The sequence below is a fragment of the Flavobacterium gelidicaeli genome (genome assembly GCF_013294005.1).
GTDB lineage: Bacteria > Bacteroidota > Bacteroidia > Flavobacteriales > Flavobacteriaceae > Flavobacterium.
This window is the reverse complement of the sequence record NZ_JABSNK010000004.1, coordinates 391,592-408,295: the sequence shown is the minus strand read 5'-3', so window position 1 is coordinate 408,295 and position 16,704 is coordinate 391,592. Positions and strand designations below refer to the sequence as shown.

Genomic DNA, 16,704 nt, shown 5'->3' with positions numbered 1-16,704 from the left:
TGCTCTTTATTAAAACTGGTTTAAAAGAATAAAACACTAATAATCAGTCTTAAAACACGTATTTATTATCGTTTTATTTTTGTTCTTTAGTCTTGTATTTTCGCTCTTTATACAAATAAGAAGCTGCCGTAATATGTGCCAAAGCATCTTTTGCCATTTCTGGATTTAGTTTTGTTGGTATCAAAACAGTATCATTTTCCATTTTAAACTGCAATGGTTCTTTATTAGGCTGTAAAATTACAACTTCATTCCCTACTCTAAAAGCATTATTGTTATGAAACTGCATAATCGCCCTTCCAGTTGTGGTTGCAGGCAATTTCATTAGGTTTCTTCCTGGCATTGGATTATTTAAATCCATCCCTATAAAATTCAATAAAGTAGGAGCAATATCAATTTGACTACACAATTTTGCATAATCAACTCCTTTAGGAACATCTGGCCCTATAATTAATGCTGGAATATGAAACTTATTAATAGGTACTAAATTTTTACCGTAAGTACGCGTATTGTGATCTGCTATAATTAGGAAAATAGTGTTTTTAAAATAAGGCTCCTTCTTAGCCATTTCAAAGAACTTACCAATTGAGAAATCAGCATATTTCATTGCATTATGGACCGTATTTTTCTCTTTATCATATAATTTAATTCGTCCATCAGGAAATTCAAATGGTTCGTGATTTGAAGTCGAAAACATCAATGAAAAGAAGGGTTTATCACCTTGAGATTTAAAATATTCATTTGCTTTCACTACTAAATCCTCATCAGAATATCCCCAAGTCCCTTTAAAAGCAGCTTTATTACTATCATAGTCTTTCTCATCAATGATTTTCGAAAAACCATTTCCATTAAAAAAGGAGGCCATATTATCAAAGTTAGCCATACCACCGTAAATAAAACTCGTTTGGTATCCTTTTTCTTTAAAATTTTGTGCAAGCGTATAAAAACCCGTTTGAGAGTTACTCAATTTCACCACACTTTCAGATGGTGATGGCAAGAAACCAGTAATCACCGCTTCGATTCCGCGAACACTTCTCGTTCCTGTTGCATACATGTTTGTGAATAACATTCCCTCTTTGGTTAGCTTATCAAATTCCGGCGTTAACGGCAATCCACCAAGACTCCCTACGTACTCCGCTCCTAAACTTTCTTGTAAAAAAACCACTACATTGTAAGGTCTAGCAATCGCACTATCCGTTTTTTGTAAGTGCATTAAAGGCAAATCGGGATCAGTGAAGGCGGCTTCATCAACATTCATATATTTCTTCACACGAGATAGCGCTTCATTAGCATCCATCTTACCATACATTTTTTCAGCATTTCCTTCATTCTTTATTGAATACAAAGCGAATCCTACTGTGTAAAGTGAATTCAATCCTAAATTATTAGTCAATTGGTCTGTAGAAAATATAGCATTACTAGCGTTTATAGGTCGCTTAGAAATTAAACTAGATCTTGCTCCCAAAAATAACAAAAAAGCAACTAAAGGAAGTAACATTAATTTTGTACGGTACATTGTGAATTTTGGAAAGAATAATCCCCCTGCTTTTTTAATACTAAAGTATAATGCTACTGTTAGCAACAAGAAAGAAAAAATCATGGATCCTAAATAGCTTTTTACCAAAGTCCCCATTACTTCTTTAGGATAAATTAGATAGTCAATAAATAATTTATTTGGTCGTGTATCGTATTCATTAATAAAATCGTGACTCGCTAATTCCATAAACAGAATTAAAAACAAAAAAGTCAGAAAATAAACTGTAAAAAAACGTTTAATTTTTTGCAAATAATTATCTGGCAAGACCGATAATAATAAGGTAGGCAAAACAGAAATATACGATAACAAAATGATATCCATACGCAATCCTATTGGAAAAATCATCCAATAATCTTCTGTTTGTACCACACGCTCCTTGAATATAATAAAGAGAACAAACCTGCTTAAAGTTGTGATCAGTAATCCAATTAAAAAGAAGTTTAATATTGGTTTTAAAAAAACGAGTTTTTTCATTATAAAAATTTTTATATTTTAGTATTTATATATTAAAAAATTCAGACCAGAAATTCAGTACCACCTATTAATTACTTACAACTGGAGTGTTTTTTGGTTTTATTCGGTGTTTTATAATTCCGTTAAGGATAACGGTTATGATAATTATGACGGCACCTACGTAAAAGGAGAAACTCATTTTTTCTTTTCCTCCAATAATAAAATAAGCTAAAATGATTCCGTAAACAGGCTCTAAATTTGTAGTCAGCATCACTGTATATGGACTTAATTTCTCCATTACTTTTACCGAAGCAGTAAAAGCATAAGCAGTACAAATTGAAGCTAAAACTAACAATAACATCCAATTTTTAAGGTTGAGTTCAAAAAAGTCTGCTGTGAATTTATTTTGGAATAAAAAGTAAATAGTGATAAAAAAAACTCCCGCCATGAATTCGTAAAACGATATAACTGCTGAATCATGTTTATGAATCAACTTGCCATTCATAAGCGTGAATAAAACCCCTAATATTATGGATATTAATGCAAAAACCATCCCTTCGTAATAATTCACTTCTACTTTCATAATCATCGCAAGCCCAGCGATAATGATAAGTCCAAAGAAAACTTCGTACCAGAGTATTTTTCGACCATAAAAAAGTGGCTCCAATAAAGACGCAAAAAAAGCCCCTAATGAAAAAATTGATAAGGTTATAGAAACGTTAGAAACGTGAATGGCGTGAAAAAAAGTAATCCAATGCAAGGCAATCAATAGCCCAACAAAAACGAGTTTAAGAAAAGCCGTAGTAGGAATTTTAAAAGATTTTTTCTTAAAAATAATAAACAACCCTAGAAAACCTCCAGCTAATAACATTCTAAACCATACAATAGCATCAGCACTTATGGTTATCAACGCCCCTAAAATGGCTGTAAATCCCCAAATAAACACAATTAAATGAAGGCTTAGGTAACTTTTGAACTTATCGTTTTGCATTGCGTAATAAAAATATAGCTAATATTCCGAAAAAGATGTTGGGAAACCAGACCGCCAACAGTGGTGAGAAACTAGATTTCTCAGCTATTGTTCCAAATATCTTATCAAAAAAGACATATGAAAAAGCTATAGCAATCCCAATGGTTAAATTCATCCCCATCCCTCCCCTTCTTTTCATAGAAGAAACAGAAACAGCAATAATGGTCAAGATAAACGCCGAAACAGGGACACTGTATTTTTTATACAAAACCACCATATATACATTGATATCTGAGGAACCTCGTTTTTTTTGTTTATCAATAAATTTATTTAATTTATCTAGACTCAACGTTTCTGCAATATAGACAACAGGAGTTAAATCTTCAAGATCAAAAGTAAACTTCGTCTTTTTCTCAGGTGATTTTTCAATCTTATCTCCTAATGCACCTATAGTCCTTTTAGTGTAGTCAAACATCGTATACGTACTGTCCTTCGGGTTCCATTTGATCCGGCTAGCAGTAATTTTAGAAACTAATTTCTCTTTTTCAAATCGCTCTAAAGCAAAATTAAAAGCTACTTTAGACTCTGTATTGAAACTATTGACATAAATAAACTCATTATCATTAATTTGCCGGTAGACATCCGTATTATTCCCCATCATGGCTTGTTTACCGCCTCCTTTAAGATAAGTGTACCTAAAATAATTAAATCCTTCACTGGATTTAGGAACAACATAAAAACCCATAATCAGTACAAATACTGAAATAATTGAAGCCCCTATAATATAGGGTCTTAAAAAACGTGTAAACGAAATTCCGGAACTTAGAATAGCAATAATCTCTGTGTTGTTAGCCAATTTTGAAGTAAACCAAATAATGGATAAAAACAGGAATATAGGAAAGAGCGAATTAGCAAAATAAATAGTAAAATGATAGTAATAGATCGCAATTTCCATCAACGGAATCTTGTTCTCTATCATTTTATTCACTTTCTCTGAGACATCAATAATAATCCCAATAGGAATAAACATCAACAACATAGCCGCAAATGTGGCTAAGTATCGTTTCAGGATGTATCTATCTATTATTGTTAACATAGGGAAATTTAATCGTTTATTTTTTTCATCATTTAACCGCCTAACGATGAAACAAATCAATATATTTTAAAGTCTTTGGTCCATATTTTTTACCATCATTTCTTTCCAAGGCTTAAAATCACCTGCTAAGATATGTTTTCTAGCTTCACGAACCAACCACATATAGAATCCAAGATTATGAATCGTAGCAATTTGTTTTCCTAAGTATTCATTAGCGGCAAAAAGATGACGCAAATACGCTTTAGTATATTCAGTATCTACAAATGTAATTCCCATCTCATCAATAGGAGAAAAATCAGCCTCCCATTTTTTATTTTTGATGTTAATCGTACCATTTGCCGTGAACAACATTCCGTTTCTTGCATTACGCGTAGGCATTACACAGTCAAACATATCAACACCTAACGCAATATTCTCTAAAATATTAATAGGTGTTCCCACTCCCATTAAGTAACGAGGTTTATCCTCAGGTAGGATTTCACAAACTACCTCAGTCATGGCGTACATTTCCTCAGCAGGCTCCCCTACTGAAAGGCCACCAATAGCGTTTCCTACTTGGTTTGAATTTGCAATATACTCCGCTGATTGCTGGCGTAAATCTTTATAACAACTCCCTTGAACAATAGGAAAAAACGCTTGGTCATAACCATATTTTACAGGCACTTTTTCAAGATGATTCACACAACGGTCTAACCAGCGGTGTGTCATTTTCATAGAGCGTTTAGCATAATTATAGTCACATGGATAAGGTGTACATTCATCAAAAGCCATGATAATATCAGCTCCTATTGAACGCTGTATTTCCATTACATTCTCTGGTGTAAAAAAGTGGTAAGATCCATCAATATGCGATTTAAACTTTACACCTTCTTCTTTAATTTTTCGGTTAGCCGATAGTGAGTACACTTGGTAACCACCCGAATCAGTCAAAATATTGCGATCCCAATTCATGAATTTATGCAATCCGCCCGCTTTTTCTAAAATTTCAACTTTCGGACGTAAATATAAATGGTACGTATTTCCCAAGATAATATCTGGGTTAATATCTTCTTTTAATTCTCTTTGGTGCACCCCTTTTACCGAAGCTACAGTACCTACAGGCATAAAAATAGGCGTTTCAATAACCCCGTGATCCGTAGTAATACTTCCCGCTCTGGCTTTAGACAACGGGTCTTTTTTTAATAAATCAAATTTCATAGTAACGTTTTTCTCCCGATAGTTCGGAAGCGCAAAGATAGGTTAATTACACAATTTGAAAATTACATAACAACAAAAATTAATTAAGATTTAGCAATTACCCTAAAAACCAATACGCAATGCCAATTTATTCACATTTTAAGATACTCCTAAACATCCAAAAAATTAACAATCAAAAACCACTTTTTGATCAAAACCTCCTTTTGGGCGTTCCCTGCCTTAGCGCTTTGTCGTCCCTCCACGCTGCTAAGTTGGGCGGGCTATCCACTATATCTTTGTGTCGCAAAAAAGCGACACAAAGGATGCCGTTACTATCCCTAACGCAAAACTACACTATTGCAATTAAAAATGAGTCTTCAAAGCCAAAACGACAATTTGAACTAAAAAAGTTTTTAATGTTACTGAATTTATTTTTTAAAATAAACTTAGTAGCAAATTTTCATTCCTATTCTTAGCCTGATTAAAAAATGACTAAATTAGCAAGAGGTATCATAAATTTGACACTACTAACAGTAAATAATTACTATCGTTAAAGTCAAATAGAAAACCTATTGTGTATTCTACCGCAATTATCATAATGAGATTGAACACTAATTTTAAATTTTTTGGAATGGAAAGCTTAATGATGAATTATCCACTTACAACTACAACTATTCTTGAATATGGCAACAGCGTTTACCATCATAAAAAAATAATAACCTATCTGCCTGACGGAACTCGACACGAGTATCTTTTTAGCGATATGTACAAGCGCTGTAAAAAATTAGCTAATGCGTTGACAAAAAAATTAGGAATCAATGCTGGAGATATAGTCGGTACTTTTGCGTGGAACCATTCCTCCCATGTCGAATTATACTATGGAATATCAGGTATTGGAGCCGTTTGTCATCCTATAAATATTAGACTATCAAGTAGCCAAACCGAATATATAATCAATAATTCCGAAGACCGAGTTATTTTTGTAGACGCAACCTTAGTCCCATTACTAGAAAAAATTGCACCACTACTCGAAACAGTAGAGTATTATGTGTTGCTAAATGCCCCAAAAGATTTTAAAACAACCTTGCAAAATACAATACACTATGACGATTTACTGGCAGACCAGTCCGAAGAATACCAATGGCCAACATTAAACGAAAACGACGCCTGCGGCATGTGTTATACCAGCGGAACAACAGGTTTACCAAAAGGGGTTTTATATTCGCACCGATCGACTTATTTGCATGCAACTAATATTATATCACCCAATGCCGGTAATTTCAGCAATGAGGATACACTCCTATTAATTGTCCCACAGTTTCATGTCATGGCTTGGGGGTTCCCCTACTTGTGCTTGTTGTCTGGGTCAAATATGGTACTACCTTCCTCAAATTTACAACCCGAGGCGCTTATTTCTATTCTCCAAGCAGAAAAAGTTACCAAAGCAAATGGAGTACCGACCATCTGGCTGGGCGTATATCATGCTATGAAAGAAAACCCACCAAAAGAAAAACTAGCACTTCAAGAATATCTAGTTGGCGGTTCTGCCTTACCCAAAAGCCTTATTGAAGGATTTGAAAAAGATTTTGGAATCAAAGGAGTACAAGCTTGGGGAATGACAGAAACATCCCCTTTAGGCACGGTTTCTAGATTACAACCTCAACATAGCAATTTATCCACTACTGAGAAATTAGACATTCGCGCCAAGCAAGGGTTTGCTTTTCCTGGAGTCGAAATTAGAATTATGACTGATGAAGGAATACTAGCTCCTTCAGATGGCAAAACCATGGGAGAACTACAAATAAAAGGAGCTTGGGTAATCAATTCCTATTTTAAAACTAATAATCAAGAAAGTTTTACAAACGATGGTTGGTTTAAAACAGGTGATGTAAGCACGATAGATCCTGATGGATATATGGAAATTAAAGACAGAACCAAAGACCTTATTAAAAGTGGTGGTGAATGGATATCGAGCGTAGCATTAGAGTCGGCATTAATGGCACATCCAAACATTCGAGAAGCAGCTGTAATTGCCATCCCGGACGAAAAATGGGTCGAAAAACCACTAGCTACAATTGTCTTAGTCAATAAAGAAAAACTGACTAAAGATGCCGATTTAATAGCTTTTCTAGACAGAGAGTTTGTAAAATATCAAATTCCTAGAGACTATGTTTATCTGAATGAAATTCCAAAAACAAGTGTGGGTAAATTTGACAAAAAAGAAATTCGTAGACTTTTTTCACAAGGAAAACTGAAATAGGTAGCAAACTTAAAAATTCCTAAAAGCAGCTAGTATAACAACTTAAAAGTCCTATTTATAAATAATAATTCGGGCTTTTATTAGGATACTTTGGGCGTAACCTCGCTTTCACTGCGTTACAGTGAGGTCGGGCTATTCACTATATCTTTCTGTCGCAAAAAAGCGCCACAAAGGATGCCGTTACTATCCCTAACGCAAAATACGTAGTTGTAATTAAAAAGAGCTATAATAACCCAAATGATTATTTATACTAAAAATATTATTAATATATTTGGATTTTAAGATACATATCACCTTAAATAACATTACAACATTAAAAAAATATGAAAACCAAATTACTATTCCTTTCTATATTCTTTAGTATAGCCTCATTAGCACAAGAAACTCCTAATTCATTAAAACTGAATTCACTTCTAAACGCCAACAAAACAATTACACTACCTACTAATGCAGGTTTTTTTACTAAACATTTAGGTTTTCAACCTAGACCGCTAGATTGTTCTTCTTGTGAACAAGGCTTTTATTTTCAATGGTCACAAAGCAGTGATTTTTTCTTAAACTTTGCTCAAATGAATGATGGTAGTGAAAGCATTACAATTAACAATTTCACTAAAACGATTGTTGCAGGATTGCCATTAGGGCTTCAATTTAATCAATCTAACGCAGAAGAGTGTTTTTATAAATTTAAAAAATACAAAGCAGTCCGTTATCAAGAATCTTATGAAGTAAGCGATACTGAAAATAGCGCATTCATGGTTGTAGAATTCTCAATAGACACCATTTATTACAAACTATCATTTGTAAATGACGACCTATTAACTGGAATTGTAATTAGTACCAAGCCCATAGAATAGCTAGGCCGTAAAGTTTATTTTTGTAGTTAACTAAATTGTCAATAGGTATTATATAACAAAAAAATGGAAGAGATAAAAAATAACGACAGAAGCAAAACAAAAAAACCAATTAATCCACAAAATGCAAGAGAGCACCTCGCTAACGAACGCACGCTTCTAGCTTGGATTAGAACCAGTATCGGAATCATGGCTTTTGGATTTGTAGTCGTAAAGTTTTCTTTGTTTATCAAGCAAATCTCACTTCTACTTGGTAAAAACACCACACTTCCTCCGCAACATGGTTATTCATCGATTATAGGAATAATATTAGTAGCTGTAGGAGCAATTGTACTATTACTCGCCTATATCAAATTCAAAAAAACAGAAAAACAACTCGATGACGAGGCTTTTATACCATCTTCAAAACTTACTTTTTGGCTCACAATGATTATCCTTTCAATAAGTATATTACTCATTTTGTATCTAATAGAAAACACTAAAAGGTATTGATACAATCACAGTTGAATCATCCAAATTGTATATTCTTGTATCAGTAAACTTTTTCTATTAAAATTTAAAAGAAATAATACTAACTTTCTTCAAGCAGATCATCATAAATCTTAAAGCATACATTTTTATTTCATTTCATTATTTTTTTGTCAATACGCCGAAGTAAAAAAAAGTAAAGTAGTCAGTAAATAATATAAATAATAGCGGAAATTTCAATAATAAAAAGTATCCATTCATTAATCTATTCTTCAAAGTCAGCTCGGCTTCAAGTATCAAATTAAAATTTACCTACATTTAATTTAGAGGAAACAATAATCAATCTGAACTAAAACAAAAGCATGATAAATTACTTCCAACTTCAATTTAAATACTCAATAGACAATTAATTGACTTTGGACTAGCACTTTTAATTGCATATATAGTAATACCTTCTGTTTTCGTGTTGCTATCGAGTTATTTATTTTCTAAAACAGCGTTCGCTGGTTATGTTTATATTTTAATTGCATGGAGCTTTATCTCAAAACTTAATGAAAAGGCACGAAATGATTTTTTGAAATCTATTTTTGATAAAAAGAAATATTTCAAATTGCGAATTATAGAAAACTTAATTTTTGCGACTCCTTTCATTCTTTTTGCGATTTACAAACAGGAAATTCTCATTACCCTCATTCTAATTACATCACCATTATTTCTTGTAGTTTTTAATTTTAATACTCGATTGAACTTTACAGTTCCCACACCTTTTGGTAAAAAACCTTTTGAGTTCACTGTAGGTTTTAGAAACACCTTTTTTGTTTTTCCATTTGCTTATTTGTTGGCTTTTATCGCTGTTAAAGTGAGCAACTTTAATCTTGGAATTTTTGCTATTCTAGTAATTGGTTTTATTTGCTGTTCTTATTATTCAAAAATAGAAAACGAATACTATGTATGGAATTTTAGTTTATCCCCTAAAGAATTTCTTTTAAAGAAAATCAAAATAGCCTTATTTAATTTTACACTATTAGTGATCCCAGCAATAACACTGCTAAGTATTTTCTTTTTTGATCAAGTCGATTTTATAATTGGATCTGTTTTATTATGCTATGCTTATTTAGTTATGGTTATCTATGCCAAATATGTTTCTTTTCCTAATGACAAAAACCTAACTCACGGAATAATAGTCGTCTCAACTTTTATTTTTCCTCCAATAATACTTATCGTAATTCCGTTTTTTTATTTCCAATCTATTAAGCGATTAAATACTATTTTAGAATGATTAAAATCAACAAGCTTTCCAAATATTTTGGAAAAAAACAAGCACTAAACAACATTGACATTGAATTTAAAAAAGGTAAAGTATATGGTATCGTTGGAGAAAATGGAGCAGGAAAAACAACTTTATTTAGGTGTATAGCAGGGCTGGAATCGTATGATGGCACAATAGAGTCTGAGTTTGACACTTTAAAAAATCATTTAGGATTACTACTAACTGAGCCTTTCTTTTTTTCAAAAATAACAGCTAAAGAATACATTCAATTACTTGAAAATGCACGAAATCAAGTAGTTTCAAATATTGAAAAACAAAATATATTTGATTTACCCCTGAATCAATATGCTTCAACTTACTCTACTGGAATGAAAAAAAAATTAGCTTTAACGGCTATTTTAATCCAAAAAAACGATTTATTTATTTTAGATGAACCTTTTAACGGAGTAGACATTCAAAGCAATGTAATTATTACCGAAATTATTCATAAACTCAAGGAATTAGACAAAACAATACTTATGTCATCTCACATATTTTCGACATTAGCCACCACTTGCGATGAGATTTACTTGATGAGAAACGGAGCTATAATTAGAAAAGTACAACAAGAAGATTTTAGTATTCTGGAATCAGAAATGAAAGAATTTACTATTGGCAACCGTATTGAAAGATTGGAATTAGAGTAACCCTTTTTAATTTTTAAAACATACCGGTTATTTCAATTAGGTAAGTACTTTATATACACAGTCTAACTAAACTAGCAAAAAAATTACTTACGGGTGAAAACTACTTATTTATTGGTTACTTTGATATCTTTGGCCATGATCAATATTTATTAACACCTAAAAAAAAAAATGCATCCTATTATGAATAAAAATAAAATAATATATTACGCAGCCACTATCATTTTTACAATGGTGATATTACTATCTTCTGGAATGTATTTCTTTAATCACGACTATATAAAAACTGAATTCGTAAAATTAGGTTATCCTACCTATATCATTTACCCGTATGCTACAGCGAAACTTTTAGGTTTGATTGCTATTTGGAGTCCAAAATTCAATATTATAAAAGAATGGGCTTACGCTGCATTTTTCTTTGCTGTAGTTTTAGCGTTTTTCGCCCATATTATGGTAAATGACGGAGAACAACTTCTGGCGATAATTGCTTTTATTGCACTTATAATCTCTTATATTTTTAGAAAAAAAGCGCTCATTTAAAATAACCTTTCATTATGAAAAAAGCTTCGTTAATTAAATAATTAGCGAAGCTTTTTTATTTTTACAATCTAAATTTGGATTTTTAAGGAAGCTCATTATAATCAAAAAGCAGATTAATATTTACTTTTGACCATATACCATCTACAAGAAAAAATCCTTAGTCACGCGAACCAATTCTTGAGTATGTTCTGGCAAATCTGATCCTTCATAAGGATGTGAACCACCAAAAACATGATTAGCATCATCAATAACATGCGTTTTTGCTTTACTAAAATATTTCTTTAACAAATTAAATTCCTCCATTTTAACCGCTTGATCATTTGTTCCTTGAATAATCAAATAGGGAATTTGGAGTTGCTGACTCGCATTAACCAAACTGTAAATTTCTTTATTATTGTCTAAATCGTTCAAAACGCTTATATCTAAAGGCATCATTTGATTGGTTCGCGCATTTTTAATATACTGCACACCATCTGCTCGCCACTTGTCGATGAATTTTGAATTCCAAGAACGATGAAAATCAAATGGACTCGCCCACGTACAAACCTTCTTAATTTTCGTATCGTATTGGGTACAATACAACAATGCCGAAACACCTCCTTTACTATGACCAATAATAAAAATTTTATCGGTGTTTATTATGGGTAATATTGTTGGTAATTCGTTTACTATAAACTGTTCTACACTTTGAATATCTTGCATTTCCTTACCCAAAGTATTGGTAGCAAATTTATCTAGTGCGTTAAATTCGACTGAATCTTCTAAACCCATTCCGTTGTGTGAAAAATTAAACTTTAAAAAAGCAAAACCATTATCCACAAAATAATCAGCCACCATTTGCCAACAACCCCAATCTTTAAAACCCTTAAATCCATGACAAAAAACAATTACTCCTTTTTGATCCTGAGATTCAGAATAAGTTAAATCCATAGCAAACTTTTGCTGTAAAGCTCCTTCGAGAATAAATTTCCTGTTTAATATCATGCTTTTTTATTTTTCGATTTTAATAAAGTTGTCTAACAAAGATAAGGACTTACTATTGTTAGTTTAGATTAGTAGCTGACTTTTAACATAGTTTATAACGCTAAAAATGTCTCAAAAAAAAGTGAGTTTTATGAGGTATACTTCTGGAATGAAAAATAACAAGAGTGTTTATTAATTAAACCCCATTTGGAAATATAGAATGAATATTATAGGTATTCTATATTTTTTTAGTTGCGAGTTCATTTTTACATTAATAGACTATTTATCTCACAATACCGAACTATTTTTACGATGTTTTTTTTTATTTTTCGTAAGCTATTTTTTATACTTTAGCATTGCTAATAAAACTACTAAATTTTCGATTAACAAATTAATATTGAGAATAACTGTACGTAGTTTTATAATCACAAGTTATGCAACAAAAATTAAAATTGAAAATTATAAAAAGAGTTATCATTACACTTCTTGTAGTTTACATTCCTTTTATTCTATTTTATTTAGGGATAGTATTTCCTGAATATTTGGCTTGTGTAAATTATGATGATGAAGGAATCAGCGATAGAAATAATTGGGGATATGAAAATCCGTGCTTTGGTGAAAATAAATATATTGGAGAATCAATATTTGAATTATTTTCATTACTAATTCTAGGTTTTACAGTTGTATTAGGCATATTATTTTACACCACTCATCAACTAAAAAAAATTAAAAAACAGGCCTCTAAAATTGACGTACTAATACCATTAGTTAAATATTAAAGCGTATTTAGTGTTCAATTATAAATTATAAAACTATAAAATTAAATTATGATTGCAACTTACATTAACTGGGATTTCGATCCTGAAATTATCACTATTTTTGGCTTTCCTTTAAAGTATTATGGCCTACTATTTATTAGTGGTTTATTATTATCTATGTATATTTTAAAAGGAATTTATAAACATGAAAAACTAACAAATGAAGCTCATGAGGCTTTATTTGTTTACGGTATTGTAGGTATATTTGTAGGCGCTAGATTAGGGCACTGTTTTTTTTATGATTTTGACTATTATTCTAAACACCTATTAGAAATTATTTTACCCATTCAACAAAATATAAATGGTGACTATAAGTTTAGTGGTTATGCCGGTTTAGCAAGTCACGGAGGAACAATTGGTTTATTAATTGCTCTTTATTTATATTCTAAAAAGTATACCATAAAATACATCACAATACTTGACTTAATTGCTATTGTTGCTCCACTTGGAGCTACATTCATAAGACTAGCAAACCTAATGAACTCCGAGATGATTGGAAACCCAACTTCCCTACCTTGGGCTTTTATTTTTAAACGAATTGACAACATACCAAGGCATCCAGCACAACTTTATGAAGCAATCTCTTATTTAGTAATCTTCATTATCGTTTTTAGTATTTATAAATCTAAAAAAATAAAGCTAGGTAATGGTTTTTACTTTGGTTTATCCATCACTTTAATTTTTATAATGAGAATGCTAATTGAGTTTGTTAAAATAAATCAAGTAGATTTTGAAGAAGGAATGAAATTAAATATGGGTCAAATTTTAAGTATTCCCTTTATAATAATGGGAATCTATTTTATCATCTATAGCTTAAAAAAAACAAAACAAACTGAATAATAAACAAAAAAATATAAGGCCGCAGTTAACCTAATTTTTTATCTAAAATAATATTCTCTTTAAAATAAATCCGATTTGCTTATGCTGATCGGATTTTCATATTAAAGCAGTACTCATTAGCTCTTTGTATTTAATATCAAGTTTAAAAAGAATAAAAGTTGACAAGAAACACCTTTACTACTCTACTGATTTATAATTCCAGAAAATAAAGAAACTATACAAGCCCAAACATTAGGATAAACGGTTCTTGGTAAAAAAGTAAAAACAGGCTAAGATTTGATCTATTTTTTTTAGGAATAAGCCATTCGCTTATCTTCATTGGTTTTATAACTAAAATTCGTTGTTGCTCATTTCATAGTGCAAAGGTCTGTCTAACTTTTTAGAAATGCTTTCCTCCTTTTCTATATAGGTATACCAAAATGGAAATTTGCATTTTAGCATTTATAAAATACTATTTCCTATTTGAGGTTTCTATTAAGTCTTAATTTTGAAGCAAACCAATTTGTGAAACATACTATAGAAACTGCTACAGAAGAATTAAAACAGAAAAAATTGTGTTAGTAATAAAATTCAATACTAAAAAAAGTGCGCTACCTTTGTAAAAAAGGATGAAATTATGAACTGGATTATTTTAATTATTGCGGGCTTGTTTGAAGTTGGCTTTGCATTTTGTCTTGGAAAAGCTAAAGAAACTTCTGGAACCGAATCTAACTTGTGGTATTTTGGTTTTTTAGTCGCTCTAATAATGAGTATGACCTTGTTAATAAAAGCAACTCAAGCCTTGCCTCTTGGTACGGCGTATGTAGTATGGACGGGAGTTGGTGCTGTAGGAACGGTACTCGTAGGAATCTTCTTTTTTAAGGATCCAATCACTTTTTGGCGATTATTTTTCCTAACTACCTTAATTAGCTCGATTATTGGACTTAAATTTGTGGCTCATTAAGTTATCCTAATGTGCTTTTGCAAAAGCAAATAGCTGTATTTTATTTATAGCTAAAGTTAGAATAAAACTCCCATAGAGACAACAAATTAACACGACCAAACCAAGCTAATAAAAAACAAGATATATGCATTTTAAAATTAATAAAACTTTTCTACTATTTCCATTTTTATCCTTATTATTACTATTATCTTCCTGTAAAGAAAAAACTAAAAAAGCCGACTTAATTATTACTAATGCCGTTATATGGACTGGAAATCCTAATCAAAAGGAAGTGCAAGCCATGGCTATTTCTGGTGATGCTGTTTTAGCTTTAGGTACAAATCAGGAAATGAATGAACTTAGAGGTAAAAAAACTAAAATGGTTGATGCCCGAGGAAATTTTATAACTCCTGGATTTATTGATTCGCACGTACATTTATTACAAGGAGGAAATAGTTTATTAAGTGTAATGTTGAGAGATGCTAAAACTCCTGCCGAATTTACAAAACGTATTGCTGATTTCACTGAAAAACTAGCTCCTGGAGAATGGATTCTAGAAGGAAACTGGGATCACACTTTATGGGGAGGTGCACTTCCTGTAAAAGAATGGATTGATAAATACACTCTTGATAACCCCGTTGTTGTTTACCGCCTTGATGGGCACATGCTATTGGCAAATTCGGCTGCATTGAAATACGCCGGAATTGATAAAAACACTCGTGACGTACCCGAAGGAGAAATTGTAAGAGACAAAAATGGGAATCCTACTGGAATATTAAAAGGAAATGCCATGCTATTGATGCAGGATAAAATACCTGAATTAACACAGCTACAAAAAACAAATGCTTTGAAAGCTGCCATGGTGTATTTTGCAGCAAACGGTGTAACATCAGTACACGATTTAGATAGTTTATCGAGTTATAAAACAGCAAAAAAACAACAAAAAAAACATGATTTAACTTTACGCATCTATGGTGCCAGACCGTTAAATAAATGGATTGAAATTGCCGACACTGATTTGCAAAATGACAAATGGTTAAAAAGAGGACTTCTTAAAGGTTTTGTTGATGGTACTTTAGGATCTCATACTGCTGCTTTTAATGCTGATTATACTGATAAAGCTAATGACAAAGGCTTCTTAATTACAGATCAAAAAAAATTGTCGGAATGGATTTTCAGTGCTGATAAAGCAAATCTAAACATAACTGTACATGCTATTGGCGATCATGCCATACATACTATTCTAACTATTTATGAAAATTTAATTACTAAAAACGGTAAAAAAGACCGTAGACTTAGAGTAGAGCACGCCCAACATATTGCTCCTGAAGACATGCGCAAGTTTGCTGAATTAGGAATAATTGCTAGCGTACAACCTTACCACGCAATTGACGATGGTAGATGGGCAGAAAAGTTAATAGGACCTGAAAGAATTAAAACGACTTATGCTTTTAAATCTTTGCTAGATGCAAAAACTAAAGTGGTTTTTGGTAGCGACTGGCCTGTTGCACCTACATCTCCTTTATTAGGTATTTATGCTGCTGTTACCCGAAGAACATTAGATGGCAAAAATCCAAATGGATGGATTCCAGAACAAAAAATCACAGTAGAACAAGCACTAAATGCCTATACCAAAGATGCAGCATACGCATCATTTGACGAAAAAGTAAAAGGGACTTTAGAACCTGGAAAATTAGCCGACTTTGTAATCATCAATGGTGACTTAACTAAAATAGATCCTGTAAAAATAAAAGACCTAAGCGTTTTAATGACTTATGTAGGTGGTAAAAAAGTATATGATAGTAGCAAGAAAAAACCAAGAACCGTTACTATTAAAGTGAAACGATAGCAACGATTCCT

Annotated in this window: 15 protein-coding genes; 10 read left to right on the top strand and 5 right to left on the bottom strand. The window is 31.8% G+C overall.

The features are described 5' to 3' along the window. Nucleotides 1–73: 73 nt before the first annotated feature. The 4 genes from HNP99_RS08630 to tgt all read right to left on the bottom strand — a co-directional run bounded on the left by HNP99_RS08630 (nt 74) and on the right by tgt (nt 5,250). Entirely contained in the window at nt 74–2,008 is a 1,935-nt protein-coding gene (locus HNP99_RS08630) for an LTA synthase family protein (protein WP_173852963.1), read from the bottom strand. 67 nt (nt 2,009–2,075) lie between these two features. Then, nucleotides 2,076–2,978, bottom strand: coding sequence for a DMT family transporter (locus tag HNP99_RS08625; RefSeq protein ID WP_173852962.1), 903 nt, complete (start codon nt 2,976–2,978; stop codon nt 2,076–2,078). Further along, entirely contained in the window at nt 2,965–4,053 is a 1,089-nt protein-coding gene (locus tag HNP99_RS08620; RefSeq protein ID WP_173852961.1) for an LptF/LptG family permease, read from the bottom strand. Before HNP99_RS08620 ends, HNP99_RS08625 begins: the two co-directional genes overlap by 14 nt. Before the next feature lie 66 nt (nt 4,054–4,119). Then, entirely contained in the window at nt 4,120–5,250 is a 1,131-nt protein-coding gene (tgt, locus tag HNP99_RS08615) for a tRNA guanosine(34) transglycosylase Tgt (RefSeq protein WP_173852960.1), read from the bottom strand. A 610-nt stretch (nt 5,251–5,860) separates the two neighbouring features. On the opposite strand from tgt, the gene HNP99_RS08610 reads away from it, so the two are divergent. From HNP99_RS08610 to HNP99_RS08585, 6 genes are all read left to right on the top strand, one after another. Further along, entirely contained in the window at nt 5,861–7,489 is a 1,629-nt protein-coding gene (locus HNP99_RS08610) for a long-chain fatty acid--CoA ligase (protein WP_173852959.1), read from the top strand. A 323-nt stretch (nt 7,490–7,812) separates the two neighbouring features. Beyond that, a complete protein-coding gene (locus tag HNP99_RS08605) occupies nt 7,813–8,343 on the top strand; it encodes a hypothetical protein (protein WP_173852958.1) in 531 nt (176 codons plus the stop codon). 63 nt (nt 8,344–8,406) lie between these two features. Then, nucleotides 8,407–8,832, top strand: coding sequence for a YidH family protein (locus tag HNP99_RS08600; RefSeq protein WP_173852957.1), 426 nt, complete (start codon nt 8,407–8,409; stop codon nt 8,830–8,832). 550 nt (nt 8,833–9,382) lie between these two features. Continuing rightward, nucleotides 9,383–10,087, top strand: a complete 705-nt coding sequence (locus HNP99_RS08595; protein ID WP_217424403.1) for an ABC transporter permease — start codon at nt 9,383–9,385, stop codon at nt 10,085–10,087. Beyond that, complete coding sequence (locus tag HNP99_RS08590; RefSeq protein ID WP_173852956.1) at nt 10,084–10,764, top strand: ABC transporter ATP-binding protein; 681 nt, start codon at nt 10,084–10,086, stop codon at nt 10,762–10,764. Before HNP99_RS08595 ends, HNP99_RS08590 begins: the two co-directional genes overlap by 4 nt. Before the next feature lie 180 nt (nt 10,765–10,944). Further along, nucleotides 10,945–11,301: a DoxX family protein gene (locus HNP99_RS08585; RefSeq protein ID WP_173852955.1), complete on the top strand. Its 357-nt coding sequence runs from the start codon at nt 10,945–10,947 to the stop codon at nt 11,299–11,301. Nucleotides 11,302–11,442: 141 nt separating this feature from the next. On the opposite strand, the gene HNP99_RS08580 is transcribed toward HNP99_RS08585, so the two are convergent. Further along, complete coding sequence (locus tag HNP99_RS08580) at nt 11,443–12,285, bottom strand: alpha/beta hydrolase family protein (RefSeq protein ID WP_173852954.1); 843 nt, start codon at nt 12,283–12,285, stop codon at nt 11,443–11,445. Between the two features lie 413 nt (nt 12,286–12,698). On the opposite strand from HNP99_RS08580, the gene HNP99_RS08575 reads away from it, so the two are divergent. The 4 genes from HNP99_RS08575 to HNP99_RS08560 all read left to right on the top strand — a co-directional run bounded on the left by HNP99_RS08575 (nt 12,699) and on the right by HNP99_RS08560 (nt 16,693). Further along, nucleotides 12,699–13,043 (top strand): hypothetical protein, encoded by a 345-nt coding sequence (locus HNP99_RS08575; protein WP_173852953.1) that lies wholly within the window; start codon nt 12,699–12,701, stop codon nt 13,041–13,043. Nucleotides 13,044–13,091: 48 nt separating this feature from the next. Continuing rightward, nucleotides 13,092–13,922 carry a prolipoprotein diacylglyceryl transferase gene (gene lgt / locus HNP99_RS08570; RefSeq protein WP_173852952.1) on the top strand — a complete coding sequence of 277 codons (831 nt, stop codon included), beginning with the start codon at nt 13,092–13,094 and terminating at the stop codon, nt 13,920–13,922. 616 nt (nt 13,923–14,538) lie between these two features. Next, on the top strand, nt 14,539–14,865 hold the full coding sequence (locus HNP99_RS08565; protein WP_173852951.1) for a DMT family transporter: 327 nt from the start codon (nt 14,539–14,541) through the stop codon (nt 14,863–14,865). 124 nt (nt 14,866–14,989) lie between these two features. Beyond that, nucleotides 14,990–16,693, top strand: a complete 1,704-nt coding sequence (locus HNP99_RS08560; protein WP_173852950.1) for an amidohydrolase — start codon at nt 14,990–14,992, stop codon at nt 16,691–16,693. Nucleotides 16,694–16,704: the final 11 nt, after the last annotated feature.

Bases quoted from the DNA above. Each gene is read 5' to 3' on its own strand.
- HNP99_RS08630 (WP_173852963.1), bottom strand. From the start codon at position 2,008: ATGAAAAAACTCGTTTTTTTAAAACCAATATTAAACTTCTTTTTAATT.
- HNP99_RS08625 (WP_173852962.1), bottom strand. From the start codon at position 2,978: ATGCAAAACGATAAGTTCAAAAGTTACCTAAGCCTTCATTTAATTGTG.
- HNP99_RS08620 (WP_173852961.1), bottom strand. From the start codon at position 4,053: ATGTTAACAATAATAGATAGATACATCCTGAAACGATACTTAGCCACA.
- tgt (WP_173852960.1), bottom strand. From the start codon at position 5,250: ATGAAATTTGATTTATTAAAAAAAGACCCGTTGTCTAAAGCCAGAGCG.
- HNP99_RS08610 (WP_173852959.1), top strand. From the start codon at position 5,861: ATGGAAAGCTTAATGATGAATTATCCACTTACAACTACAACTATTCTT.
- HNP99_RS08605 (WP_173852958.1), top strand. From the start codon at position 7,813: ATGAAAACCAAATTACTATTCCTTTCTATATTCTTTAGTATAGCCTCA.
- HNP99_RS08600 (WP_173852957.1), top strand. From the start codon at position 8,407: ATGGAAGAGATAAAAAATAACGACAGAAGCAAAACAAAAAAACCAATT.
- HNP99_RS08590 (WP_173852956.1), top strand. From the start codon at position 10,084: ATGATTAAAATCAACAAGCTTTCCAAATATTTTGGAAAAAAACAAGCA.
- HNP99_RS08585 (WP_173852955.1), top strand. From the start codon at position 10,945: ATGAATAAAAATAAAATAATATATTACGCAGCCACTATCATTTTTACA.
- HNP99_RS08580 (WP_173852954.1), bottom strand. From the start codon at position 12,285: ATGATATTAAACAGGAAATTTATTCTCGAAGGAGCTTTACAGCAAAAG.
- HNP99_RS08575 (WP_173852953.1), top strand. From the start codon at position 12,699: ATGCAACAAAAATTAAAATTGAAAATTATAAAAAGAGTTATCATTACA.
- lgt (WP_173852952.1), top strand. From the start codon at position 13,092: ATGATTGCAACTTACATTAACTGGGATTTCGATCCTGAAATTATCACT.
- HNP99_RS08565 (WP_173852951.1), top strand. From the start codon at position 14,539: ATGAACTGGATTATTTTAATTATTGCGGGCTTGTTTGAAGTTGGCTTT.
- HNP99_RS08560 (WP_173852950.1), top strand. From the start codon at position 14,990: ATGCATTTTAAAATTAATAAAACTTTTCTACTATTTCCATTTTTATCC.